Origin of the sequence: Emcibacter sp. SYSU 3D8 (assembly GCF_039655875.1) — a bacterium.
Lineage (GTDB): Bacteria > Pseudomonadota > Alphaproteobacteria > SMXS01 > SMXS01 > RI-34.
The window spans coordinates 14,912-40,062 of record NZ_JBBYXK010000005.1; the positions used below are offsets into that span (position 1 = coordinate 14,912).

The window sequence follows — 25,151 nt, forward strand, 5'->3', positions numbered from 1 at the left end:
CCTCTGCCACGCCCTCTGTTCCTGAACCGGCGGCGAGCCGGGTTCTGCATCATCGAAGCAATCCGCATGGCTACGGCCATTCAGCGCCATAGGTTTCCACACTGATGCGCAACATCTTCCTCGCCATCGTGATCGGTGCCCTGCTTCAGGCCTGGGCATGGTTCGAATCCTACGACAAGTCCGATCCGCCCGAAGTGACCAACCGCGTCCAGTCGGTGTCACTCGACGTAGGCGGCCCCAAGGCCGCAACCAGCCCGATCACCCTGGCCGAACTGGACCGGGTTGGCGGCATGCTGGACCGGGTCAAGACTGTTTCGTCCACCGTCCGGCTCTACGCGTCCACGGGACTGGCCGCAGAGGTGCCGCGCCTCGCGAACGAGCGCGACATTGCCGTGATTCTGGGCATCTGGCTTGGCCGGGATGAGGAAAACAACCGCAAGGAAATCGAATCCGCGCTCTATTTGTCCAATCTCTACCCGAATATTCGCGCCATCGTTGTCGGCAACGAAACCATCCTGCGCAACGAATGGGGCGTGACGGATGACGACAAGAAGCCGTCGGTAAAGGAACTGATCACGCATCTGCGCGAGCTGCGCCGGCGCAGCCGGGTGCCGATCACCACCGGCGAAACCTGGGACATCTGGATCGCTCACCCCGAACTGGTCAAGGAAGTCGATTTCATATCGGCGCACATCCTGCCCTATTGGGAGATGATTCCCGCCGATGGCGCTGTCGAATTCACCATGGAAAAGTACGACCGCCTGAAGCGTACCTTTCCGGGCAAGCGCATCGTCATCATGGAGTTCGGCTGGCCCAGCCAGGGCTACAACCGGAAAAAGTCGGTGCCCACCGCCATGAACCAGGCGGAACTGATCCGCGAATTCCTGATCGAGGCCGACAAGCGCGACGCCGAATACAATCTCATGGAGGCATACGACCAGCCCTGGAAGACCAACGAGGGCACGGTCGGACCCTATTGGGGTCTGTTCGACGCCTCCGGCAAGCCCAAGTTCCAGCTTCAGGGCGAGGTCAAGGACCAGAACCACGGCCGGACTGCCGCCATCGGCATGATCCTGGGCGCGCTGTTGACCGCCATCGCCATCGGCCGACGCCGCACCGCGTTCGGCCACGCGCTGGCCGTCTCGCTGTCGGCCCAGGCGCTCGGCGCCGGCATGGCGCTGGCACTGGTCTATCCGTTCGACAATTATCTCAATACCGGCTCGACCATTGCCTGGATCATCGGCTTCTTGCTGATGTTCCCGCTGACGGCAATGACCCTGCTGAAGATCGACGAAGTGGCCGAGGTGACGGTCGGCAACCGGCCGATCCGACTGCTGCCGCACCACGTGAAGCCGCCCGCCAGCTTCGTCTATCCCAAGGTCTCGATCCAGGTTCCCGCCTACCGCGAGAACCCGGCCATGCTCAACGAGACGCTGAGCAGCCTGGCGAAGCTGGATTACCCCGACTTCGAAGTCATGGTGATCCTCAACAATACCCCGGACGAGGCCCATTGGGGACCGGTCGAGCGGCATTGCCAGACGCTTGGGCCGCGTTTCAAATTCCTCAACCTGCAGGACGTGAAGGGCTTCAAGGCCGGCGCACTGACCCTGGCCATGGACCACGTGTCGCCCGACGCCCGCATCCTGGCGCTGCTCGACGCCGATTATGTGGTCGACAAGGACTGGCTGAAAGATCTGGTCCCGGCCTTCGCCGATCCCAAGATCGCCTTTGTGCAGGCGCCGCAGGATCACCGCGATGGCCCGGAATCAGCGTTCAAGACCGCCATCAACAGCGAATATGCCGGCTTCTTCGACATCGGCATGGTGCAGCGGAACGAGCGGAACGCGCTGATCGCCCACGGCACCATGCTGCTGATCCGCCGCTCGGCCTTCGACGAGGTCGGCGGCTGGTCGACGGCGACCATCACCGAGGACACCGAACTGGGCCTGCGGCTGCTCGAAGCGGGCTACGAGGGCACCTATACGACCCGCCGCTATGGCTGGGGCCTGCTGCCCGATACCTTCGAGGCATTCAAGACCCAGCGCCATCGCTGGGCCTACGGCGCCATGCAGATCATCCGCAAGCATGCGCCGTTCATGAAGCCGTCGGCGCCTGGCCTGAATTACCGGCAGAAAAGCCAGTACATCGCCGGCTGGAGCTACTGGATTTCCGACGCGTTCGGCGTGCTGACCGCGTTTCTGAATCTGTTCTGGGTGCCCATGATCATCTGGGCCGAACTGATGATCCCCATGTTGCCCTTTACCGTGCCTATTCTGGTTGCGTTCGGCGTCAACCTGCTCCATTGCGGCATGCTCTACGTCACCCGGGTGAAGATCCCGACACATCGCATCCTCGGCGCTGCGGCGGCCGCAATGGCGCTGCAGTTCACCGTGGCGCACGCGGTCGGCCGCGGCCTGATCAGCGACGCGCTGCCGTTCAAGGTCACGGCCAAGGGCGGCGGCGGCAAGAAGGGCAAGGGGCCCAGCCCTATCCGTGTCGAACTGATCGTTGGCGTTCTGCTGCTGGTGGGCTCGAGCAGCCTGTTCTACGTCAACCGGAACGAGCAGGCCACGGAACTGTATGTATTCGGCGCAACACTGATGGTCCAGAGCCTCCCCTTCCTCGCGGCGGCCCTGCTCTATGCCCTGGAGCGCGGGCACGCTTTCGCCAAGGGCGACCCGGGCGACACCGCGACCCAGACCGCGCAACCGGCCATCATCGAGGCCAAGGCAGCGTAGCGCCTTCCTAAAATCGGCGGGGTCGGATAAACCCCTCCTGCCCGACATTTTCGCTGACAGGCCAGCCAATGCATCGCACAGCCGCCATTCCCGCGTTTCTGATCGCCGCAGCCATTTCCTGGTTTCTGTGGTCGTGGCTGGGTCGTCCCATCGACATCGTCGACGTTCCGCGCGGCCATTTGCAGTGCCTGTCCTATACGCCGGCGACCGACGAGTCCTCGCCGCTCAACGCCAAGGACGGCCTGTTTCATGTGCCCGACGGCATGGTCGAGCGCGATCTGAAGATCCTGTCCCGCTACACCGACTGCATCCGCACCTATTCCATGCTCGGCGACCAGGGCAAGACCATGAAGGCCGCCCACGAAGCCGGGATCAAGGTGCTGGTGGGCATCTGGATCGGCTCCGAGGACCGGCGCAACGAACTGGAGATCGACCGGGCGCTGGAGTTGGCCCACCAATATCCGGAGAACGTCCGCGCCATCGTCATCGGCAACGAGGTGATGCTGCGCCGGGAAATGACCGCCGAACGGCTGGCCGGCATCATCCGGTCGGTGAAGGCACGGACCCACCTGCCCGTCACCTATGCCGACATCTACGAGTTCTGGCGGCGCAACCCGGTGCTGGGCGAGGCTGTCGACCTGGTGACGGTGCACGTGCTGCCTTACTGGGACGACCCCCATCCAGTGGCCATCGACCAGGTGCAGGCCCATGCGCGCCGCATCATCGAGGACACCCAGAAGCTGTTTCCCGGCAAGACCGTCCAGATCGGCGAGATCGGCTGGCCGTCGGCGGGCCGCACGCGGTCGGGCGCCGTGCCGTCGCGGGTCAACGAAGCCCGGTTCGTGCGCGAATTCGCCGCCCAGGCGGAATCCATCGGCGTGCCCTACAACCTGATCGAGGCCATCGACCAGCCGTGGAAGCGCATGCCGGAAGGCACCGTGGGTGGTTATTGGGGCATGCTCGACAAGGACCGCAACCTGAAGTTCCCGCTGACCGGTCCGGTGAGCGAATGGCCGCAATGGCGGCTGGCGGCAGCCTTTACGGCGGCCGTCTCGCTGGTCGCCTTTGCCTGGGCGCTGCTGTGGCGCAGGCCGATCATGCCCGCGCGCTGGCTCGGCCTCGGCATCACCGCGCCGCTGGTCGGCGCGACCTGGTGGGCGCTGGGCGCCCAACTCGGCACGATCATGCTGAACAATTGGTGGGGATGGGCATGGATCGGCCTGTTGACGCTGATCGCCGTCATCGGCGGCGCGCTGCTGGTCTACACCGTCGCCGGCGGCCGTAACGTGCCCAGGCCAGCCGGTTTCGACGGCGTGCTGGCGGCGATCCGCACCCGCCGGTTCGATGGTTCGCAGGCGATCGGCGCCTATCATTGGGTGGTGATGCTGACCGCCGCGATCCTTGCCGTGTCCATGGCCATCGACGGCCGTCACCGGGACTTCCTGCAATTGGCCTTCTGGCTGCCGGCGGCCGCGTTCCTGCTGCTCTACATCCAGCCGGCGACGCGCGAACTGGTCCGCGAGCCCCAACCCGAGGAGGCCTGGATCGCGGCATTGATCCTGATCGCCGGTCCGTTCGCCATCGACCAGTTCACCAACCTGGAAGCGTGCATCTGGGCCGCGACCTGCGTGGTGCTGTCGGTGCCGTGGCTGGAGTTCGTGTTGCGCGAAGGAGCGCGGATCCGCGGCGCATTCCGCCGTCCGGAAGCTGCGGGGAACTAGCGCGCCCGGATCAGGCAGATCAGCGCCAGGATCGCGGCCGGCACCGACATGGTGTTGTTGTAGAGGATCATGCCCAGACCGGCCGCGGCCAGCCCGGCAATGGCGAGCCAGCGCGCGGCCCTTGCGCCGCCCTTTGCGAGCACCGCAATCGCCACCACCGCCAGCAGCAGCGACAGCCAACCGAAACCGTTCCCCTGGGTGAACATGATGAAGCCGGTGCGTAGCGGGCACCACCAGGGATCGCCGCGCTCGCACGCGGCGCCCATCGCTTCGGGCTCGACAAACCGGTAGCGGATGGCATAGCCGGCGCCAAATCCGAGCGCACAGACGACGATGCCGCCGACCGCCCGGGCATCGCCCCACAGCGCCGCGATGCCGCCTTTCGCCGCTCCTGCCTGCGCCGCATCGCCCTTGCCTGCCGCCATCCGGGTGTTCCTTCCGCCGATCCGCCGTGGTTGCGCATGGTTACGGCCCGGACCCGCCGTGGTCAACTGTCCCGACGGGCGGGACCAGTCGATTGCGTCGATGAACGTGCGTTGCCCCATCGGTGCGCCAACAGACGTTTGACCGGGCTTGCCGATCCCGCCATTGTGTCGTCCGGAACCGACGCTAGGGAGACGATCGCCATGTATCTGAAATGGTCCGAAGAGAAGCGGCTGCACGAAGTGCTGGCACGCGACGAGATCATGCAGCTTGTCCAGAACTACATGCGGGCCCAGGACCGGCTCGATCCGAAGCTGCACCGTTCGGTGTTCTTCGATGACGCATGGCTGTCCTACGGCATCTACGAAGGCGGGCCGGACGGCTTCGTGGAATTCGCACAGAACGCGCTGCGCCCGCACAAGGCCAACCACCATTTCATCGGCCAGGTGCAGATCGACGTCAACGACCTGGAGGCATTCGGCGAGGTCTATTATCAGGCCCATCACCGCATCGTCGAGGACGGCAAGGAATATGACTATTTCGTCAGCGGCCGCTATGTGGACCGCTACGAGTGCCGCTTCGGGGTGTGGAAGATCGCCTATCGCAGCGAACTGGTCGACTGGGTCCGCAAGGACGAGGCCGCCGACGCCTTCTTCAAGGACAGCAAGATGATCCCGGGCGCGCGCAAGCCCGCCGATCCGCTGTATCACCGCGACAAGATGCGCAAGCCAAAGGGGAAGTAACCCCTGCCCGCAGGCGGCGCGGCAAGAGCATCGGTCTCAACCTGGGTAACGGGGAGCAACCCATGAGCGAGTTCATCAAGACCAGCGTCGACGAACGGGGCATCGCCACGCTGCTGATCGACCGAAACGACCGGCGCAATGCCATGTCGTTCGCCATGCTGAACAGCTTCATCAACCGGATCGCCGAACTGGGCGACGACCCGGCCGTGCACGTCGTGGTGGTGACCGGCGGCGATCAGGGCTCGTTCTGCGCCGGCACCGATCTGAGCGACCTGGATTCGATTCCCGGCAAGGACCGGGGCCTGCGCGGGACAGCTCAGGAAAGCAACAAATGGTGGCCGCTGCTGAAGTGTCCCAAGCCGGTCATCGGCGCCATCGACGGGCCGGCGGTCGGCATGGGCGCCGAATATACCAGCCAGTGCGACATCCGCATCGCCACCACCCGCGCCCGGTTCGCCTGGAACTTCGTCCACCGCGGACTGGTCCCCGACACCGGGGCCGGCACCTGGCTGCTGCCCCGCCTTGTCGGCCCGCAGAAGGCGCTTCAACTGCTCTATTCGGGCGATTTCCTGTCGGCAGAGGAAGCCTATGCCATCGGCTACGTTTCGCAGCTGGTGGCGCCGGAGAACCTGCTGGCCGCCGCCTATGCCGAGGCCGAGAAATATCTGAGGGGCTCGCCCTTCGCCCTCACCCGGATCAAGGCCCTGGTCTATGAAGGCCTGGAGCGGGATGCCGCCGATCACATGGCGGCGCACACGGCGGCGCTGAAGGAGTGCTTCGGCTCGAACGATCACCACGAGGGGGTGCGGTCATTCCTTGAGAAGCGCACGCCACGCTTTACCGGCACCTGAAATTGCAGCACGGCACGGCGGCCCGCGCCGGTTATAAGCCAGCACGTCACGCAACCGCCGGAACCGCGCCATGCCCGCTCAACCCGACCTGATCCTGCTCGGCGCCCTGCTGGTGGGCGTCGGCCTGTTCGGCGGCGTGCTGTCCGGGCTGCTGGGTGTCGGCGGCGGCATTGTCATCGTGCCGGCGCTCTATCACGTGTTCGCCTATCTCGATGTCGATCCCTCCATCCGCATGCATCTGGCGGTCGGCACCTCGCTCGCCACCATCATCCCCACCTCGATCCGCTCGGTTCGAGGCCACTACAGGCGCGGCGCCGTCGACCTGACGCTGATGCGCCAGTGGGGCATTCCGCTGGCCATCGGGGTGCTGATCGGCACCTGTCTCGCCGCCTTCGCGCGCGGGCGCGAATTGACCATGGTGTTCGCCGCCGTCGCGCTGATCGTCGCCCTGCAGATGGTCCTCATGCGCCACGACTGGAAACTGCGGGATACCATCCCTCGCGGCCTGCCGGGCGCGCTGCCGCCGGTCGGCATCGGCACGCTGTCGGCGATGATGGGCATTGGCGGCGGCACACTGGCCGTACCGACATTGTCCATGTTCGGCGTGCCGATCCACCGGGCCGTGGCCACGGCATCGGGGTTCGGACTGATCATCTCGGTCCCCGGCGCGATCGGCTTCATGGTCGCCGGCTGGGCCAACCCGCTGCTGCCGCTGCCCTGGTACCTGGGCTATGTCAGCCTGCTGGGCTTCGTGGTGCTGGTGCCGGCCACGCTGATTGCGGTGCCCTGGGGCGTCGCACTGGCCCATTGGCTGAAGCCGCGGCCGCTGCGCTGGGCCTTCGCCGGGTTCCTGGCGCTGACCTCGGCCCGGATGTTCATCGACCTGTTCGCCTAGGCCGTATCGCCCAGCGCCAGTTCCATCATGTTGCTGTCGATGGCATGGACGGCCGCCTGCGTGACATAGCGGAACCGGCCGTAGCCGCCATCCACCGGGAATGAGCCGCGCACACCGCCCGCCTGGTCGGCGTCGGCAGTGACCGGCAGGGTGCGGCGGATGAAGCGATTGGCGGCTTTGGCCGCCGAGAGGAACGCCTCATCCTTCGTCGCCTCGAACAGCAGAAGCCAGCATGCGGCAGCCTGGGCATCGCCCGACAGGCCGCTCCAGCGCGCCGCCGGCTCCCATTTTTCGGTCAACCGGCCAGGCAACGACCCGTCGCCGCGCCGCTGCACGGCGAGAAGTGCCCAGCCGGCCATTACCGCCGCGTCCAGGTGGCGCAGCACATGGCCGATCCGGTACGCTTCCAGAAATCCCCGCACCGCCGTCCCGATGGTGACGGTGAGCGGCTTCGTGGCATCGTCGGTACAGCAATTGGCCAGCCAGCCGTTGCCGCGCTGCTGGCTCAGGGCCCAGCGCAGGTTGGCCTGTGCCGCGTCGGCGAGACCACGATGCGGCACCTGCTGGTCCGCCTCGAGCAGCGACCAGGCGATCTGGGTATCCTGGGCGCGCCCGGCAGCCCAGCTTCCGTCGCCATGCTGCACGGCAAGCAGGTAGCCCGCCGCCCGAGCCGCCGCGTCCCCTGCGGCCTTGACCACGCCGTGTCCGGCCAGTAATCCGAGCAGCGCCTGCCCGGTGGCAAACGGCGAGGATTGCGCGCCGCCGGCCTCGCCGAAGCCGCCGTCGGCATGCTGGGCGCCGCAGAGCCATTCGAGGCCCCAGGTGGCGCGCTGGCGCAGGGAATGGTCGCCCCAGCGCGCGTCGGCGCGCAGCATGGCGCGCGCCGCGAGCCCTGTACTGCCGGGGCACGACAGGCTCCAGCCCCGGATGAGATCAAAATGACCGGCGAACCCGCCTTCACCCGACGCCGAGCGATCCTGCGCACGGCCCAACCAGGCCAACATGGCATTGACCGCCGCTTCGGCGCACGGATCCCGTTCCGGCAGACCGCGGGCATCGGCACGGCGCAGACGGCGCGCCGGCGCCGGCAGGGTCAGCCATTCCCAGGTGCGGCTCAGCCCCGCGCGCATGCGGCCATCAGGCGGACATCTATTCGAGCGGGCCGGCCGGCTGTTCCGGCGGCTCATCCTGCCGCTGGCGCATCGCCACGATCGCGACAACCGGCAGCAATCCGGCATAGATCATCGCCAGACCGACATAGGTGGCCCAGAAGGACGAGGCCAGCAAAGCTGCCAGGATCACCGCGCCAACCAGCAGCGGCAGCACCAGGTGCCGGTTGATGCGAACGTGCTTGGTCGACAGGGTCGGCACCCGGCTGACCATCATCAGGGCCAGAACCGCCAGATAGACCGCGCACACTTCCGGTTGCCGGAAATAGTCGGACTCGGTGTGGAATGTCAGCGCGAACGGCACCAGGGCAAGCCCCGCCGCCGCCGGCGCGGGCATGCCCATGAAGTGGCTGTGAACCGTGCCGTCCTCGGCCGCGCTCTGGTCCATGATGTTGAAACGCGCCAGGCGCAGGGCGCAGCATACGCAATACATCAGCGTCACGGCCCAACCGAAACGCGGGACCTCGTGGAGCGTCCAGAAATAGAGGATGATGGCCGGCGCCACGCCGAAACAGATCACGTCGGACAGGGAATCCAGTTCGGCGCCGAACTTTGTGGTGCCCTTGATCATCCGCGCCACCCGGCCATCCAGCAAATCGAACAGGCTCGCAAGCAGGATGGCGATCACCGCCGCCTCCCAGCGCTCCTGGAAGGCGAAGCGGATCGAGCTGACGCCCGAACACAGCGCCAGCACGGTCAGCACCGTGGGCGCCAGCACCCGGATCGGCACGAACGGCGGCAACCGGCGATGCAGGGGAGCCTTCATGGTCAGCGAACCTCGCCCAGCACCAGAGGCTCGACGGCCTTCTCGTCGGCCAGGATGGTCTCGCCAGCCACGGCCTGCTGCCCGACGACGACCATGGGGGACATGCCCTCGTCCAGATAGACGTCGACCCGGCTGCCGAAGCGGATGATACCGATGCGCTCGCCGGTCTTCAGCATGTCGCCTTCCGCGATCTTGCACACGATGCGCCGCGCGACCAGTCCGGCGATCTGGACGAAGGCCACGTCCTTGCCGGTCACCGTGGTCATGCGCAGCGCCATGCGCTCATTGTCGTCGCTGGCCTTGTCGAGCGTGGCGTTGAGGAACAGGCCGGGGCTGTACACCTTCCTGGTGATCGTCCCTTCGCAGGGCGAGCGGTTCACGTGGCAGTCGAACACGTTCATGAAGATGGCGATGCGCATGCGCGGCTCGGTGCCCATCTCCAGTTCCGGCGGCGGCGGTGCCGGGCGGATCGACACGACGAGGCCGTCGGCCGGGCTGATGACGAGGCCTTCGCGTACCGGCGTGGTCCTGTCGGGGTCACGGAAAAAATAGACGCACCAGACCGTCAGCACGAAGGCGATCAGGCCCAGCGGCGGCCAGGCCCACATCAGCAGCAACGTAACCACCGCGAAGATCGCGATGAAAGGATAGCCTTCCCGGTGGATCGGGACGAATACGGACTTGATGCTGTCCAGGATGTTGTGGTTTTCCATCGCCTCGCTCATTCCATCATTGTCCGGCAATTAGTAGTCGGCGGCCAGCGTTTCCAGCTTCTCGGCGGCAGCGACCGCTTCCTGCTGGCGCTGCCACATGGTGCCATAGAGTCCGCCGGGCAACGCGAGAAGCGCTGCATGCGTTCCGCGCTCGGCGATCCGTCCGTGCTCCAGCACGATGATCTCGTCGGCATCGACCACGGTCGACAGCCGGTGCGCGATCACCAGCGTGGTCCGGTCGCGCGACACGCTCTTGAGCGCCACCTGGATATCTTTTTCCGTGTTGGTATCGAGCGCCGAGGTCGCTTCGTCCAGGATCAGGATCGGCGGATTTTTCATGATCGTCCGGGCAATGGCGATTCGCTGTTTCTCGCCGCCCGACACCTTCAGACCGCGCTCGCCCACATTGGTGTCATAGCCCATGGGCAGCGAGGTGATGAAGTCGTCGATCGCGGCCATGGCGGCAGCCTCGCGCACCTGCTCGAACGGCGCCTCGGGACGGCCATAACCGATATTATAGCCGATCGTGTCGTTGAACAGGACCGTATCCTGCGGGACGATGCCAATGGCGCCCCGCAGGCTTGCCTGGGTGATCTCGGCGATGTTCTGGCCGTCGATCCTGATGGCGCCGCCGGTCACGTCGTAGAAGCGGTAGAGCAGCCTCGAGATGGTCGACTTGCCCGCACCGCTATGTCCCACGATGGCCACGGTTTTGCCGGCCGGCACGGTGAAACTCACCCCAAACAGGATCTGCCGGTCCGGCTTGTACGCGAACGACACGTCATCGAACACGATTTCGCCGCCTTTGGCGACCAGCGCTGGCGCGTCCGGCCTGTCCTCGACCTCCCGCGGCTGGCCCAGCAGATCGAACATGGCCTCCATGTCGATCAGTGACTGGCGCATCTCGCGGTAGACGAAGCCCAGGAAGTTGAGCGGCAGGAACAGCTGGATCAGCAGCATGTTGACGAACACGAAGTCGTCAATACCGTGTCTCCCCGCCGCCATGTCGTTGGCTGACATCAGCATCACCACGCCAAGGCCGATGGAGATGATCGTGCCCTGCCCGGCATTGAGCAGCGAGAGGCTGCTCTGGTTCAACACGGCGGCCCGCTCATAGCGCTGCATGGCCATGTCGAAGCGCCGGGCCTCGTGCTCCTCGTTGTTGAAGTATTTCACCGTCTCGTAGTTCAGCAGGCTGTCGACGGCCTTGGTGTTCGCCTCGGTATCCTGCCGGTTCATCTCGCGGCGCAGCTTGAGACGGCGCTCGGTGACGCCGAAAGTGAAGATCACGTAGACGACGATCGAGGCCACCGTGGCCGCCGCATAGCGCCAGTCCAGCACGCCCCACATCATGGCGGCGACGAAACCGATCTCCAGAATCGTCGGGATGATGTTGAAGATCATGAACCGCAGGGCAAAGTCGATGCCCTGGGTGCCGCGCTCGATCACCCGGCTCAATCCGCCGGTGCGGCGATCCAGGTGAAAGCGCAGCGACAGCGCATGAATGTGGCGGAAAACCCGCATCGCCACCCGCCGCAACGCCTGCTGGCCGACCTTGGCGAAAATCATGTCGCGCAACTCGCCCAGCGCCGGCGCCACCGCCCTGGCAATGCCATAGCCGAGGATCAGGAACACCGGCACCGCGAAGGCGGCCGAACCGACCGTGCCACCTTGCCGGGTCAACGCGGCGACCACCTCCTTGTAGACCAGTGGTATCGCCACCGTCAGGCCCTTCGACGCGGCCAGCAGCACCAGCGCCACCACCACGCGCGCCTTCATGTCCGGCTCGCCCGCCGGCCACAGATAGGGCAGCAGTGTCTTGACCGTCTTCCAGTGGTGCCGCTCGCGCCGTGGCGGACGGTTGTCGAAATCAGGATCCATGGCGGGTATATAGCACAGGCTTGGCTGCTTGACGCGAGAGCCATCCGGCGCCGTGCGCACCGAACGGCAAGAGGCCCCGGCAATAAAACCGGGGCCCCTGCTTCAGTCAGTCAGATTGCTGACGGACGGTCCGCCTCAGCGCCGCGGACCGTCGCGATCCCGGTCGCGGCCATCCCGGTCGCGGCCATCCCGGTCGCGGCCATCATGGTCACGGCCGCGGGGACCGCGGTCATGGTCCCGGCCATGACGGTCGCGACCGTCATGGTCACGCCACCAGTTGCGTTTCGGACCATAGGCGTTCCAGCGGCGATCCCAATGATCGCGGTCCCGATAGAAGCCCCGGCCCCGGTAATGATTATCCCAGTAACTGCCGACGCTGAACGTCACGTTCGGCACGCCCCACGGCATGCCGTAGACGAGACGGCGGCCGCTCCGCTCGGCAACGATGTCCTCGCCGATGACCCAGCCCCGGCCACGATGGGTGGTGACGTCGCACCACGACCAGTCGCGCAGGCAGCCGTTGATCTCGAGCCGACTGCCACTGCGCGCATAGGCCACAGTCGGATAGTCGTAGTCCGGGCCAGCCTTCACATCGAGGCGGTCGGTCGCATAGCCCGGCATCGCATTGGCCGGCGCGCTGACAAACAGGGCCGCACCCAGGGCAAGCGCCGCGGCGGTAACAGTTCTCTTGAGCATTTCAATCTCTCCTGTGACCTTGTTTTTGTCCGAACGGGCTTCGACACATTGCAGTCTTCCCAGACACGTTCGTGCATCGCAAAACGACACCCTTGCCGGTAAGTTCCCCGCCATCGGACAGGGACAAGGAAAAAGTACTTCCTGACAAGCGTGAAAGTAAACCGCGTGTTCACTTATCGTTCATGTGCTGGAATTTAGAAAGGGACGAAGCCCATTTATCGGCGCCTTGTTGTTGCACCACAGACAGATTTCAGGACACGTTTTTCTATTATATCTCTCCGTTATGCGCGCCTTTACAAAAATATTCGGGGCGTTATCGCAGATATAATCTGATATTATTTTCTTTTGTCGTTTTTTGTAAAATTACATATCTTTTAACGAACAGCCTTTCCTCGCCGTTTATTTACGAATAATGTCCTTCATTCAAAGGAACTTCCAAAAAATCCGTACGTTTATTTAGCGAGGACGATCTCCTAAGCGAAGGAATTTTCGCCGGCGCCCGTTCCACGCTCATCATCACTGGAGATAGACATGTTGAAGAAAACACTTACCGCCACCGCCCTCGCTCTCGGCGCCACCATCATGATCGCGGCGCCAGCCAGCGCCGTACCAGGCTACTCGACCGACCGGCTCGACGTGAAGGCCGGCCCGGACTACGACTACCCGACAGTGGCCTATGCACGCAGCGGCAGCCGCATCGAAATCAACGGCTGTCTGCGCGATTGGTCGTGGTGCGACGTAACCACCCATCGGGGCCGCGGCTGGGTGCTGGGTGAAGACCTCCAGGCCGAGCGCGCCGGCCGTCGGATTTCCTACGGTGCGCCATGGGGCGTCGCGAACGTGACCTTCAGCATCGGTAACTACTGGGACAATCACTACAAGGGCCGCAGTTTCTATGGCGACCGGGACAATTGGAGCCGCCGCGGCGGCAAGAGCAACGGCCATGGACGCAATGACCACGACGGCCGCGACCGGGATGGCGACGGCCGCGATCGCGACCGCGATCACCCCAAGCGTTAAGGGAAGTTTCGGCCGTGACAAGCCGCGGCAGGCAGACGGAGGTCCTGGGCTCATCCAGGGCCTCCTGAGGCCAGCCGGAACCAACGGCGCGCGCTGACGTTCAGTGCCGGATACCATCTTCATGTAACCGGCCACGCCGGAAACACCGAAAAATTCTTGGAGAGAACCATGTTTCGCAAGTCAATCGCCGCTGCGGTGCTTGTTGCCGGCGCGGCGCTCGTTCCGGCCGCGGCCCAGGCTGCGACAGGCTTTACCGTGGAACGTACCGAACTGTTTGCTGGTCCCGACTACGATTATCCTACAATCCGGCACATCGCCGACAACCGGCGCGTCGAGATATTCGGCTGCCTCAACGACTGGAGCTTCTGCGACGTCGGCTATCGCTCCGAACGCGGCTGGGTCAATGGCCGCGATATCGTCGTCGATTATCGCAGCCGCCGCGTCCGCCTGGTCGACGCCGGTCCGTATGTGGGCATCGGATTCCTGTCGTTCAGCTTCGGGAATTATTGGGACAACCATTACCGAGGGCGCCCGTTCTATCGTGAACGCGGCCGCTGGGAGCGCCACTACCACGATCACTACCGTTCAAGCTGGGGCCCGCGCAGGGGCGGCCATGACCGCGACCGGCACGACCGCGATCGCCGCGACCACAACGGGCGGGACCGGCACGACAACGACCGGCATGACCGTGGCGACCGCGACCGGACTGACAATAACCGCCATGATCGGGGCGACCGTGACCGGACCGACAACAACCGCCGTGACAACGACAATCGCGTCATCCACCGGGGCACCCAGAGCCCGGCCGCTGTGACGCCTACTCCCCGGCCGCGAGCGAGCGACCGCAATGACCAGCGCCGTGATGACGTTCGCAAGGGCGACAACCGGTCGCCGGACAGGGATCGGAATGTTCGCAATCCTGCGCCGACGCCCGGTGCGGCCATCGCGCCGACCGCCGCGCCCAGGGGCCCGGCTGCCGGCAATGACCGCCCGGACAGGAACAGGCCCGACCGGAAGGCCGTAGAGCGTCCCGATCGGCCGGATCGCAAGGACGCTGCAGAACGCCGCGCCCCGCGTGAGACTCCGGCAAGACAGCGCGATGATCGCGAGCCCCGGAACAAGCGGGGCCCGGTCGACCCGGATGACGAGAATCGTCCCGGCCGCTAGGCTCCAGACGTGATGATCTGAGAGGCACGAGGCCCCGGTCCGCCGGGGCCTCGTTGCGTTCGGGAATCAGATGTCCGAGCCAGGCTTGAGAATGCCAGGCATCTTGACGCCGTCTCCGTCCTTTTCCTGGGCCACACCCTGATCTGCCCGGAATACCTGGGCGTAGCGCAGCGCGCCGCCCGGCTGGCGCCTCACCACGTGCCAGACGGTCCTGGCGGGCAGGATGGTCGCGGCGGCGCCGCCATCGTCGACAGCCAGGGTAATCGCGGGATTGAACGCCTGGTCCACGTTCTGCACCACGGCATTGCCCGCATCGATCTCCTCGAGCCGGATATTGTGCGGGCCAGCCGTGACGTGCGGAACGGTCAGACTCCACCGGGATTCGTCACCGGCCTTTGCCGTGCCGGCCGGCCGGCCGTCGATGTAGACATTGACCGTATTGCCCGCATTGGCGCGGCCCCGCAGCACGGTTTTGCCCGAGTCATCGAAATCGGCCAGGTCGATGCCCAGCGCCAGGGTCGGCTTGAGCAGGCCCGGTCGCTGCAGGACCCGGCCCGTCCCGGCACCCTGACGCGGCAGCAATACCGCCAGCACGCCCTCGTCGGCCACTGGCTTCTTTTCCCCTTTGGCGGTCTTCAGCGCGGGGCCCTCGGACGGCGGCGGCGGCACGCCCACCAGGGCAAGATTGGCGGACCTGACGTCTCCGCCATTGCCGTCGGTAGCGGTGAGACTGAGGACATGGGTGCCCGGCGACAGCGAACTGTCGACCACGATCTCCCAGGCACCGGTTTCCGAAGCCCGCGACTTTCCGATCGACCGGCCCTCCGACATCACGTCGACAAAGCCGCCCGGCGCGGCGCTGCCCGCGATGACGCCCATGCCTTCGCGGCTGAGCCGGACCAGATCGAATTCTACCGGTACAGGAGCGGCAAGGCTTACCGCCTTCACCGGCGTGGCCTCGGGCGTGGCCGGTTTGTCGGCGCCGAACTGGCTCCAGCCCAGCCCCCCGGCAAGGGCCAGCACGATCAGGACGAGAATGAGTCGGTTGCGCACAATGATGCTTCCGGTACGGGACTGACCGAGGGCGGCGTCGCGCGGCCGCCCGATGATGACTTAGACCCTCTCGCAGCCGGGTCAAATCCGCCGCACTTTATGCGGCAGCCTCTGGTGCGCCGCAACCGAATCCTCCTATAAGGAGACACCCCCGGAGCCGGCATCCAGGAACGTACCAGGAGCGCCCATGTCCCGTCCCCAGTCCATCTGTGTATTCTGCGGCTCGCGCCGCGGCACCGATCCGGCGCTGGCACACGCCGCTGCCGAGCTGGGACGGACCCTGGCGGAAAACGGCATTACGCTGGTCTATGGCGCCGGCGGGATCGGCCTGATGGATGTGCTGGCGCAGGCCGCGCTGGATGCGGGCGGCAAGGTCACGGGCGTCATGCCGCGGCACCTGGCGCGCGAGGAACTGCTGAAGGACGGCCTGACAGACCTGCACATCGTCGAGACCATGCACGACCGGAAACGGGTGATGTTCGAGTTGTCCGGCGCCTTCGTCGCCCTGCCCGGCGGCATCGGCACCCTGGAGGAAACCGTGGAAATCCTGAGCTGGCGCCAGTTGGGCATCCACGACAAGCCGATTGTGCTGCTCAATGCGGGCGGCGCCTGGGATCACTTCGAGGCGCTGATGCGCGGCCGGGTCGCCGCCGGCTTCTGCGCTCCGTCGGACCTGGAACTGTATGAAATCGTCGACCGGGTTGACCAGTTGCTGCCGGCGCTGGATATGGCAAGGCCGCCCAGGATTCCCAGCTTCACGGACTGGACCTGACGTGGCGCGGCGGCTGCATTCCAGCCATCCCGAAATAGGCCGGGACCGCGCTTTTCCGGCCCGAACTCCAATGCTATGGTGCCGCGACTTTTGCGCCCCGTTCATGCGCGCTTAGAGAGGAACAAGAAAAATGGCGAAGATCAAAGTCAAGAATCCCGTGGTCGATCTGGACGGCGACGAGATGACCCGGATCATCTGGAGCTTCATCAAGGAGCGCCTGATCCTTCCCTATCTCGACATCGACCTGAAATATTACGATCTGGGCATGGAGCACCGCGACGCCACCGACGACCAGGTGACGATCGACGCCGCCAACGCGATCAAGAAATATGGCGTGGGCGTGAAGTGCGCGACCATCACCCCCGACGAGGCGCGGGTCGAGGAATTCAAGCTGAAGAAGATGTGGCGCTCGCCCAACGGCACCATTCGCAACATTCTGGGCGGCACCGTGTTCCGCGAGCCCATCGTGTGCTCGAACATTCCGCGGCTGGTGCCGGGCTGGACCAAGCCGATCGTCATCGGCCGTCACGCGTTCGGCGACCAGTACCGCGCCACCGATTTCAAGGTGCCCGGTCCCGGCAAGCTGACCATGAAGTTCGAGCCCGAGGGCGGCGGCGAGCCGACCGAATACGAGATTTTCCAGTTCCCCGGCAGCGGCGTCGCCATGGGCATGTATAATCTCGACGACAGCATCAGGGACTTCGCCCGCGCCTGCCTGAACTACGGTCTCGACCGCAAGTGGCCGGTCTACCTGTCGACCAAGAACACGATCCTCAAGGCCTATGACGGCCGTTTCAAGGATCTGTTCCAGGAAGTGTTCGACGCGGAATTCGCCGACAAGTTCAAGGCCGCCGGCACCACCTACGAGCATCGCCTGATCGACGACATGGTCGCGTCCGCCCTGAAGTGGGACGGTGCGTTCGTCTGGGCCTGCAAGAACTATGATGGCGACGTGCAGTCCGACACCGTCGCGCAGGGTTATGGCTCGCTAGGCATGATGAGCTCGGTGCTGATGACGCCCGACGGCAAGACCTGCGAGGCCGAGGCCGCGCACGGTACCGTCACGCGCCACTACCGCCAGCACCAGCGCGGCGAGAAGACCTCGACCAACCCGGTCGCGTCGATCTTCGCCTGGACCCGCGGTCTCGCGCACCGCGGCAAGCTCGATGAAACTCCCGAGGTGATCCGCTTTGCCGAGACGCTGGAGAAGGTCTGTGTCGACGCCATCCAGTCCGGACACATGACCAAGGATCTGGCCATTCTGGTCAGCCCCGACCAGGCCTGGCTCACCACCGAGGATTTCCTCGCCAAGCTGGACGCCGACCTGCAGAAGGCGCTGGCATAAGCACCAGCACATCCTGACGGCAACAGGCCGGCGCGAGACGATCGCGCCGGCCTTTGCATGTTTACGGCATCGCATATTTCCGGCGGTGTCAGCCCAGCTGGTTCAACGCCCGGTCGATAGCGCGCCTCGAGCGGGCGATTTCCTCTTCGTCGAGCAGCGCCTCGCCATCCGCACCGACCGCGCCAAGACGGGCCGAGGCCTGCTCCAGAATGACCCGGCCAATATCCGGGCTTTGCCCGATAAGATGCAGGAAATCAGCCTTCTGGAGCATCATCAGCTGGCAACGCGAGCGCGCGGTCGCCGTGAAATTGCGTTCCTTGTCGACCAACAACCCCAATTCGCCAAAGAACTCCCCGGAGGTCATGCGCACACGCTGGTATTCGGTCGCGACTTCCACCTCGCCCGACAGGACGATGAACATGCTGTCGGCATAATCGCCCGCACGGGTGATGACGTCGCTGACATTGAATATCCGCGCCTTGAGCAGGCTGGCGATGCGCGACAGCGGCAACGGCCCCAGGCTGGAAAATACCGGTATCTGGCCCAGCACGTCCTTGTTGACCACGAACTCCCGTTGCCGGATTTCGGTGGCGAAGCCCGATGCGAGGATGCCGACCGGCAGCGCGAACATACCCAGCCCGCAGATCATCATGAAGCCGCCGAACATCCGGCCTTCGGTCGTGATCGGTGTCATGTCGCCGTAACCGACGGTCGTCAGGGTCGCCACCGCCCACCACATGGCGTGCGGTATACTGGCGAACACCGCCGGCTGGGCATCGTGCTCCAGGTAATAGATGATGGTCGCCGCGACCACCATCAGTCCGACCATGATGATGCCGGCGGCCAGCAGCCCGCGCCGCTCCGAATAGAATACGCGGCCAAGGGTCGCGAGCGCCGGCGAATAGCGGAACAGCTTGAGCAGCCGCACCAGCCGGAACAGCCGGAGAATGCGCAGGTCCCAGTAGAGGCCGAGATAGAACGGCAGGATGGCGACCAGGTCGATCAGCGCATAGGGCGAGACTATATAGCGCAGGCGGGCACGCCACGGCTTGTTTCGCGGATAGTGCCCATGCATGTCGCTGACCCAGATGCGCGCCAGATACTCGATTGTGAACACCCCGATGGTGAACAGGTCGAAGGCGTGGAACACGGTCTTGTACTGGCTGAACAGGGGCTCGGAGGTCTCGAACACCACGAGCGCCACGTTGAGCACGATCATCGTGATGATGAAGGCGTCGAAGATCGACGACACCTTGTCGTCCATCGCGCTGATCTCGAGAATCTCGAACAGCCGGCGGCGGATCCGTTGGATTCCCGACCGGCCTGTCATGGCCTTACGCCGCCGCCGCCACGGCGGCCTCGATAGCGGCAAGCGCATCCTGCGCCTTCCCGGTGTCCGGGCCGCCCGCCTGGGCCATGTCGGGACGGCCACCGCCGCCCTTGCCGCCCAGCGCCTCGGCGCCGGCGCGCACCAGGTCGACGGCACTGACACGCGCCGTCAGATCGTCGGTGACGCCCACCGCGACAGACGCCTTGCCATCGGCCACGGCAACGAATGCCGCGACGCCCGAGCCCAGTGATTTCTTCGCGTCGTCGATCAGGCCCCGCAAATCCTTGGCCGACACGCCTTCAAGCACGCGGGCCAGCATCTTCACCGAACCGACCGCGCGGATATCGTCATCCGCCGCGCGCGCCCCGCCGCCGCCCATGGCCAGCGCCTTCTTGGCATCGGCAAGCTCCCGCTCCAACCGCCGCCGGTCCGCGATCAGCGCAGTGATGCGCTCGGGCAACTCGGCCGGCGCGGCCTTCACCGCCATGGCCGCCTGGGTCAGCAGACGCTCCTGCTCATTGACATACTCGACCGCGCCCGCACCGGTCATCGCCTCGATGCGCCTGACGCCGGCGGACACGGCGCCCTGGCCGACGATCTTGAACAGGCCGATATCGCCAGTGCGCCGAACATGGGTGCCGCCGCACAGCTCGACCGAATAGCTCGGGCGCGACGGTTCCTCGCCCAGGCCCATGCCGACAACCCTCACCTCGTCGCCGTACTTCTCGCCGAACAGGGCCAGCGCACCGGCTTCCACCGCTTCGTCGGGCGTCATCAGCCTGGTCGTCACTTCCACATTCCGGCGGACCTGACGGTTGACCTTGTCCTCGACCAGCGCGATCTGTTCGGGCGTCAGCGGCGCCTGGTGCGAGATATCGAAGCGCAGCCGCTCGGGCGCGACCAGCGAGCCCTTCTGGGTGACGTGGGCGCCCAGCACCTGCCGCAACGCCTCATGCGCCAGATGGGTGGCCGAATGATTGGCGCGCAGCCGGTCGCGGCGTTCGACGTCCACATGCATCTGCACCACGTCGCCGACCCTGACCGGGCCGGCATGGACCTTGCCCATATGCGCGTGTAGCGCACCGAGCATCTTGCGGGTATCGGTGATCTCGACCGTGCCGACATCGCCGGCAAGCGACCCGGTATCGCCCATCTGGCCGCCGGATTCGCCGTAGAACGGCGTCTGGTTGGTGACGATGGCCACCTCCTGGCCCGGCTCGGCCGTATCGACAAGCTGGCCATCCCGGATGATGGCGACGATCTTGCCATCGGCGTCGGTGGCATCGTAACCGAGGAATTCGGTCGCGCCATGCTCCTCACGGATCTCGAACCACAGGGCCTCGGTCGCCGTCTCGCCTGAACCGGCCCAGGCCTTGCGCGCCTCGGCCCGCTGCCGGGCCATGGCCGCCTTGAAGCCATCATGTTCGACCGTGCGGCCCATGGCGCGCAGCGCGTCCTCGGTCAGGTCCAGCGGGAAGCCATAGGTATCGTACAGCTTGAACGCCACCTCGCCGGGCAGTTGCGCGCCGGACGGCAGCCGGTTCAACTCGTCGTCGAGCAGCCGCAGGCCGCGCTCCAGCGTGACCCGGAAACGAGTCTCCTCCAGCCGGAACGTCTCGCTGATCAGCGCTTCGGCGCGGTTCAGTTCGGGATAGGCCTGCCCCATTTCCAGGGTAAGCGCCGGCACCAGCCGGTACATCAGCGGATCCTGGGCGCCCAGCATATGGGCATGGCGCATGGCGCGCCGCATGATCCGGCGCAGCACGTAACCCCGGCCTTCATTGGATGGCAGCACGCCATCCGCCACCAGGAACGAACAGGCGCGCAGATGGTCGGCGATCACCCGGTGCGAGACTTTCTGGGCGCCGTCGGGATCGGTGCCGGTCGCCTCGGCCGAGGCCTCGATCAGCACGCGCAGCAGGTCGGTGTCGTAATTGTCGTGCACGCCCTGCAGCACGGCGGTGACGCGCTCGAGGCCGGCTCCCGTGTCGATGCTGGGCCTGGGCAGCGCAATGCGCTTGTCCGGCGTGACCTGCTCGAACTGCATGAACACCAGGTTCCATATCTCGACGAACCGGTCACCGTTCTCGTCCGGCGAACCGGGCGGGCCACCGGCAATATGCGCGCCGTGATCGTAGAAGATCTCCGAACACGGCCCGCACGGGCCGGTATCGCCCATGGACCAGAAATTGTCCGAGGTCGCGATGCGGATGATGCGGTCGTCGGACAGGCCGGCGATCTTTCGCCACAGGGCGGCGGCTTCCTCGTCCTCGTGATAGACGGTGACGGTCAGCCGCTTCGGGTCGATGGCGAAGTCCTGCGTCAGCAGGTTCCAGGCGAATTCGATGGCCTCGGGCTTGAAATAGTCGCCGAACGAGAAATTGCCGAGCATCTCGAAGAAGGTGTGGTGGCGCGCCGTATAGCCCACATTGTCCAGGTCGTTGTGCTTGCCGCCGGCGCGGACACATTTCTGGCTGGACGCCGCGCGGACATAGTCGCGCGTCTCGTTGCCGGTGAACACGTTCTTGAACGGCACCATGCCGGCATTGGTGAACATCAGGGTCGGGTCATTGTGCGGCACGAGCGGCGCCGACGGCACGGCGGTGTGGCCGTGGCGTGCAAAGAAATCCAGAAATGCCCGCCTGATCTCGTTGGCGCTCTTCACGTCAGTCCAATCCCCTTGCCCCAGAACCGGCTTTTGCCGGGCGTTTCGCTTTTAGCGTCTGGCCTTAAGCCTGTCCAGCGCACCGGCGCAAAGCTGCGCCGATGGAAACGAAACGGCCGGCACGAGGATCGTGCCGGCCGCCCTGAGATAATGCGATAGAGCCCTAGAGCGAGCCGTCCTCGTCGTCTCCCGCGTCCGAATCCGCATCCGGCCCGCCGGTGATGGCCTCGGCGATGATGCCTGCATTGGCCCGGACGGCCTTCTCGATGGATTCGGCCATGGCCGGATTGTTTCGCAGGAACTCCTTGGCGTTCTCGCGGCCCTGGCCGATCCGCGTCGAATCATAGGAAAACCATGAACCGGATTTCTCGACGATACCGGCCTTGACGCCCAGATCGACCAACTCGCCCATCTTGGAAATACCCTCGCCGTACATGATGTCGAACTCGACGGTGCGGAACGGCGGCGCCACCTTGTTCTTGACCACCTTCACCCGGGTCTGGTTGCCGACCACCTCTTCCTTGTCCTTGATCTGGCCGATACGGCGGATATCGAGGCGGACCGACGCGTAGAACTTCAGGGCGTTGCCGCCGGTGGTGGTCTCGGGGCTGCCGAACATGACGCCGATCTTCATGCGAATCTGGTTGATGAAGATGACCATGCAGTTCGAGCGCGATATCGACCCGGTCAGCTTGCGCAGCGCCTGGCTCATCAGCCGCGCCTGCAGGCCCACATGCGAATCACCCATCTCGCCTTCCAGTTCGGCGCGCGGTGTCAGCGCGGCCACACTGTCGATGACCAGCACGCCCACCGCGCCCGACCGCACCAGCGTGTCGGCGATCTCGAGCGCCTGCTCGCCCGTATCGGGCTGGGAAATCAGCAGCTCGGGCACGTCGCAGCCCAGCTTGCGCGCATAATTGGGATCGAGCGCGTGCTCGGCGTCGATGAACGCCGCGATGCCGCCGCGCTTTTGCACTTCGGCCACCACATGCAGCGCCAGCGTGGTCTTGCCCGAACTTTCCGGGCCGTAAATCTCGATGATACGGCCTTTGGGCAGGCCGCCGATGCCGAGCGCAATATCGAGTCCCAGCGAGCCGGTCGGAACAGCCTCGACGTCGACCGAGGCTTCCTTCTGCCCCAGCTTCATCACCGACCCTTTGCCAAACGCGCGTTCGATCTGGCTCAGCGCCGCGTCCAGAGCTTTCTGCTTGTCCATGGTGTCCCGATTGATGAGCTGAAGATTGGCCGACATGGCTTTGTCCCCTTGTTATTCCATACGCCCGCAGGCTATTCAACGAGGGATATGTACCTGTTTTGTTCCGTTTCGGCAAGCAATTTGTAACTGACTGAACCGCATTGATGAATTTCAGTTTGTTCTCGCTATGTCCGGGACGGCGCCATCCGCCGGCGCCAAAAAGGAAAGGCCGGTCCTGGGACCGGCCTTTCTGACCTTTACCTCTCCCCAAGGCGTCAGTCGTCTCGGTGCACGCGCTCCTTGCGCTCGTGGGCTTCCTGCGCCTCGAGCGTCATGGTGGCAACCGGCCGCGCCTCCAGCCGCTTCAGGCCGATGGGTTCTCCGGTGACTTCGCAATAGCCGTATTCGCCGGTGTCGACCCGCCGCAATGCCGCATCGATCTTGGAAATCAGCTTGCGCTGGCGATCACGGGTGCGCAGCTCCAGCGACCAGTCGGTCTCGGTGGAGGCGCGGTCGGCGAGATCGGGTTCCTGGATGCCGCCTTCCTGGAGATGGTCCAGCGTCTCACGGCTCTCGCGGAGTATTTCCGCCTTCCAGTCCAGCAGCTTCTTTTTGAAGTACGCCAGCTGGGTGGGATTCATGAATTCTTCGTCGGATGAAGGCGCATAGCCTTCGGGAAGCTTTATGCCGTTGGCCTTGTGACCAGAGACCGGAGAGTCTTTTTGATCCACAACCTTGTCCACGTGGTCTAACCCGCCCATGCAGTTGATGAGGCTTTTCAAGCGGCCAGACATATACTCAACGTCAAAAAGCCCTGCAACCGCTTTTACGACTTCTTTCGGGATAGACATGCAATTTTTGCACCTTGACACTCCCCTCCCCGGCTGCGGCCGCGCGGTTTCCAGGCATCCACGCAGAGCGCGGACACCGACGGTTTGTAATCGGTCCATGTTACCGCAAGAGTAGTTTTCCGGCGCGCGGTACGGCCAAAAATACGGACAAGGATTGAATGGCTTCACGGCATCGCGCCTGCAAAACGGCACGGACCGATTGCAGCCCTGCCCAGCGGCTTCTGGGACGGGTCGGTCCTTATTTCTTGATCCCCCCAGCACGCACGCCTAATTTGCGGGGCAACAACAGCTTTCATCTGGAAACGAGTCCATGAAATTCAAAGGCACCGACAGCTACATCGCCACCCAGGATCTGAAGGTGGCGGTGAATGCGGCGATCACCCTGCAGCGCCCGCTGCTGATCAAGGGCGAACCGGGTACCGGCAAGACGGTGCTGGCCATCGAAGTGGCGAAGGCGCTGAACAAGCCCCTGATCCAGTGGCACATCAAGTCGACCACCAAGGCGCAGCAGGGCCTGTACGAATACGACGCCGTGTCCCGCCTGCGCGACAGCCAGCTGGGCGACGCCAAGGTGCACGACATCTCCAACTACATCATCAAGGGCAAATTGTGGGAAGCCTTCACGGGCGATGACTCGCCGGTGCTGCTGATCGACGAGATCGACAAGGCCGACATCGAGTTTCCGAACGATCTGCTGCTCGAGCTCGATCGCATGGAGTTCTTCGTCTACGAGACCCAGGAGCGAGTCATCGCCGTCAACCGGCCGATCGTGATCATCACCTCGAACAACGAGAAAGAGCTGCCCGACGCCTTCCTGCGCCGCTGCTTCTTCCACTACATCCAGTTCCCGGACCCGGACACGATGAAGGAAATCATCGACGTCCACTTCCCCGACATCCAGAAGAAACTGGTCAGCGAGGCGCTGCGAATCTTCTATGAAATCCGCGATGTGCCGGGCCTGAAGAAGAAGCCCTCCACGTCCGAGCTGCTCGACTGGCTCAAGCTGCTGATGGCCGAGGACATGACCCCCGAGATGCTGCGCGAGCGCGATCCCAACAAGCTTATCCCACCGCTGCACGGCGCGCTGCTGAAGAACGAGCAGGACGTGCATCTGTTCGAGCGCCTCGCTTTCCTCAGCCGTCGCCAGAGCTAGTTAG

21 protein-coding genes are annotated in these 25,151 nt (G+C 64.7%); 10 read left to right on the plus strand and 11 right to left on the minus strand.

The window, feature by feature from the left end; all coding sequences use genetic code 11:
* The first annotated feature begins 104 nt into the window (after window positions 1-104).
* Window positions 105-2,738, plus strand: coding sequence for a glycosyltransferase family 2 protein (locus tag WJU21_RS16080; protein WP_346324480.1), 2,634 nt, complete (start codon window positions 105-107; stop codon window positions 2,736-2,738).
* A 68-nt stretch (window positions 2,739-2,806) separates the two neighbouring features.
* Window positions 2,807-4,459, plus strand: a complete 1,653-nt coding sequence (locus tag WJU21_RS16085) for a hypothetical protein (RefSeq protein ID WP_346324481.1) — start codon at window positions 2,807-2,809, stop codon at window positions 4,457-4,459.
* Here the strand turns inward: WJU21_RS16085 and WJU21_RS16090 are convergent.
* Window positions 4,456-4,884 (minus strand): hypothetical protein, encoded by a 429-nt coding sequence (locus tag WJU21_RS16090; RefSeq protein ID WP_346324482.1) that lies wholly within the window; start codon window positions 4,882-4,884, stop codon window positions 4,456-4,458. The genes WJU21_RS16085 and WJU21_RS16090 overlap by 4 nt on opposite strands.
* 201 nt (window positions 4,885-5,085) lie before the next feature.
* Here WJU21_RS16090 and WJU21_RS16095 point away from each other — a divergent pair, with 201 nt between their 5' ends.
* From WJU21_RS16095 to WJU21_RS16105, 3 genes are all read left to right on the plus strand, one after another.
* Window positions 5,086-5,625, plus strand: coding sequence for a nuclear transport factor 2 family protein (locus WJU21_RS16095; RefSeq protein WP_346324483.1), 540 nt, complete (start codon window positions 5,086-5,088; stop codon window positions 5,623-5,625).
* A gap of 62 nt (window positions 5,626-5,687) precedes the next feature.
* A complete protein-coding gene (locus tag WJU21_RS16100) occupies window positions 5,688-6,476 on the plus strand; it encodes an enoyl-CoA hydratase/isomerase family protein (protein ID WP_346324484.1) in 789 nt (262 codons plus the stop codon).
* Between the two features lie 70 nt (window positions 6,477-6,546).
* A complete protein-coding gene (locus WJU21_RS16105) occupies window positions 6,547-7,371 on the plus strand; it encodes a sulfite exporter TauE/SafE family protein (protein ID WP_346324485.1) in 825 nt (274 codons plus the stop codon).
* On the opposite strand, the gene WJU21_RS16110 is transcribed toward WJU21_RS16105, so the two are convergent.
* The 5 genes from WJU21_RS16110 to WJU21_RS16130 form a co-directional block, all read right to left on the minus strand.
* Window positions 7,368-8,501, minus strand: a complete 1,134-nt coding sequence (locus WJU21_RS16110; protein WP_346324486.1) for a hypothetical protein — start codon at window positions 8,499-8,501, stop codon at window positions 7,368-7,370. The genes WJU21_RS16105 and WJU21_RS16110 overlap by 4 nt on opposite strands.
* A gap of 19 nt (window positions 8,502-8,520) precedes the next feature.
* Window positions 8,521-9,306, minus strand: a complete 786-nt coding sequence (gene pssA, locus WJU21_RS16115; RefSeq protein ID WP_346324487.1) for a CDP-diacylglycerol--serine O-phosphatidyltransferase — start codon at window positions 9,304-9,306, stop codon at window positions 8,521-8,523.
* 2 nt (window positions 9,307-9,308) lie between these two features.
* A complete protein-coding gene (locus tag WJU21_RS16120; RefSeq protein WP_346324488.1) occupies window positions 9,309-10,031 on the minus strand; it encodes a phosphatidylserine decarboxylase in 723 nt (240 codons plus the stop codon).
* Window positions 10,032-10,049: 18 nt separating this feature from the next.
* The gene (locus tag WJU21_RS16125) at window positions 10,050-11,900 is read right to left on the minus strand and encodes an ABC transporter ATP-binding protein/permease (RefSeq protein WP_346324489.1); all 1,851 of its coding nucleotides are present in this window, start codon (window positions 11,898-11,900) and stop codon (window positions 10,050-10,052) included.
* Between the two features lie 135 nt (window positions 11,901-12,035).
* Window positions 12,036-12,596 carry an SH3 domain-containing protein gene (locus WJU21_RS16130; RefSeq protein ID WP_346324490.1) on the minus strand — a complete coding sequence of 187 codons (561 nt, stop codon included), beginning with the start codon at window positions 12,594-12,596 and terminating at the stop codon, window positions 12,036-12,038.
* Window positions 12,597-13,127: 531 nt separating this feature from the next.
* Between WJU21_RS16130 and WJU21_RS16135 the strand changes: the two genes are divergently transcribed.
* Together WJU21_RS16135 and WJU21_RS16140 are read left to right on the plus strand one after the other, a co-directional pair.
* Window positions 13,128-13,616 (plus strand): SH3 domain-containing protein, encoded by a 489-nt coding sequence (locus WJU21_RS16135; RefSeq protein ID WP_346324491.1) that lies wholly within the window; start codon window positions 13,128-13,130, stop codon window positions 13,614-13,616.
* Between the two features lie 168 nt (window positions 13,617-13,784).
* Complete coding sequence (locus tag WJU21_RS16140) at window positions 13,785-14,783, plus strand: hypothetical protein (protein ID WP_346324492.1); 999 nt, start codon at window positions 13,785-13,787, stop codon at window positions 14,781-14,783.
* A gap of 66 nt (window positions 14,784-14,849) precedes the next feature.
* On the opposite strand, the gene WJU21_RS16145 is transcribed toward WJU21_RS16140, so the two are convergent.
* A complete protein-coding gene (locus WJU21_RS16145) occupies window positions 14,850-15,836 on the minus strand; it encodes a hypothetical protein (protein WP_346324493.1) in 987 nt (328 codons plus the stop codon).
* Between the two features lie 187 nt (window positions 15,837-16,023).
* On the opposite strand from WJU21_RS16145, the gene WJU21_RS16150 reads away from it, so the two are divergent.
* Window positions 16,024-16,608, plus strand: coding sequence for a TIGR00730 family Rossman fold protein (locus tag WJU21_RS16150; protein ID WP_346324494.1), 585 nt, complete (start codon window positions 16,024-16,026; stop codon window positions 16,606-16,608).
* Between the two features lie 130 nt (window positions 16,609-16,738).
* Window positions 16,739-17,953 carry an NADP-dependent isocitrate dehydrogenase gene (locus WJU21_RS16155; RefSeq protein WP_346324495.1) on the plus strand — a complete coding sequence of 405 codons (1,215 nt, stop codon included), beginning with the start codon at window positions 16,739-16,741 and terminating at the stop codon, window positions 17,951-17,953.
* A gap of 88 nt (window positions 17,954-18,041) precedes the next feature.
* On the opposite strand, the gene WJU21_RS16160 is transcribed toward WJU21_RS16155, so the two are convergent.
* From WJU21_RS16160 to dksA, 4 genes are all read right to left on the minus strand, one after another.
* Window positions 18,042-19,283: a cyclic nucleotide-gated ion channel gene (locus WJU21_RS16160; RefSeq protein ID WP_346324496.1), complete on the minus strand. Its 1,242-nt coding sequence runs from the start codon at window positions 19,281-19,283 to the stop codon at window positions 18,042-18,044.
* Window positions 19,284-19,287: 4 nt separating this feature from the next.
* Window positions 19,288-21,948 (minus strand): alanine--tRNA ligase, encoded by a 2,661-nt coding sequence (gene alaS / locus WJU21_RS16165; RefSeq protein WP_346324497.1) that lies wholly within the window; start codon window positions 21,946-21,948, stop codon window positions 19,288-19,290.
* A gap of 163 nt (window positions 21,949-22,111) precedes the next feature.
* Window positions 22,112-23,200, minus strand: a complete 1,089-nt coding sequence (recA, locus tag WJU21_RS16170) for a recombinase RecA (RefSeq protein WP_346324498.1) — start codon at window positions 23,198-23,200, stop codon at window positions 22,112-22,114.
* 218 nt (window positions 23,201-23,418) lie between these two features.
* Entirely contained in the window at window positions 23,419-23,784 is a 366-nt protein-coding gene (gene dksA / locus WJU21_RS16175) for an RNA polymerase-binding protein DksA (RefSeq protein ID WP_346324730.1), read from the minus strand.
* A gap of 520 nt (window positions 23,785-24,304) precedes the next feature.
* Between dksA and WJU21_RS16180 the strand changes: the two genes are divergently transcribed.
* Window positions 24,305-25,147, plus strand: a complete 843-nt coding sequence (locus WJU21_RS16180; RefSeq protein WP_346324499.1) for a MoxR family ATPase — start codon at window positions 24,305-24,307, stop codon at window positions 25,145-25,147.
* Window positions 25,148-25,151 lie beyond the last annotated feature (4 nt).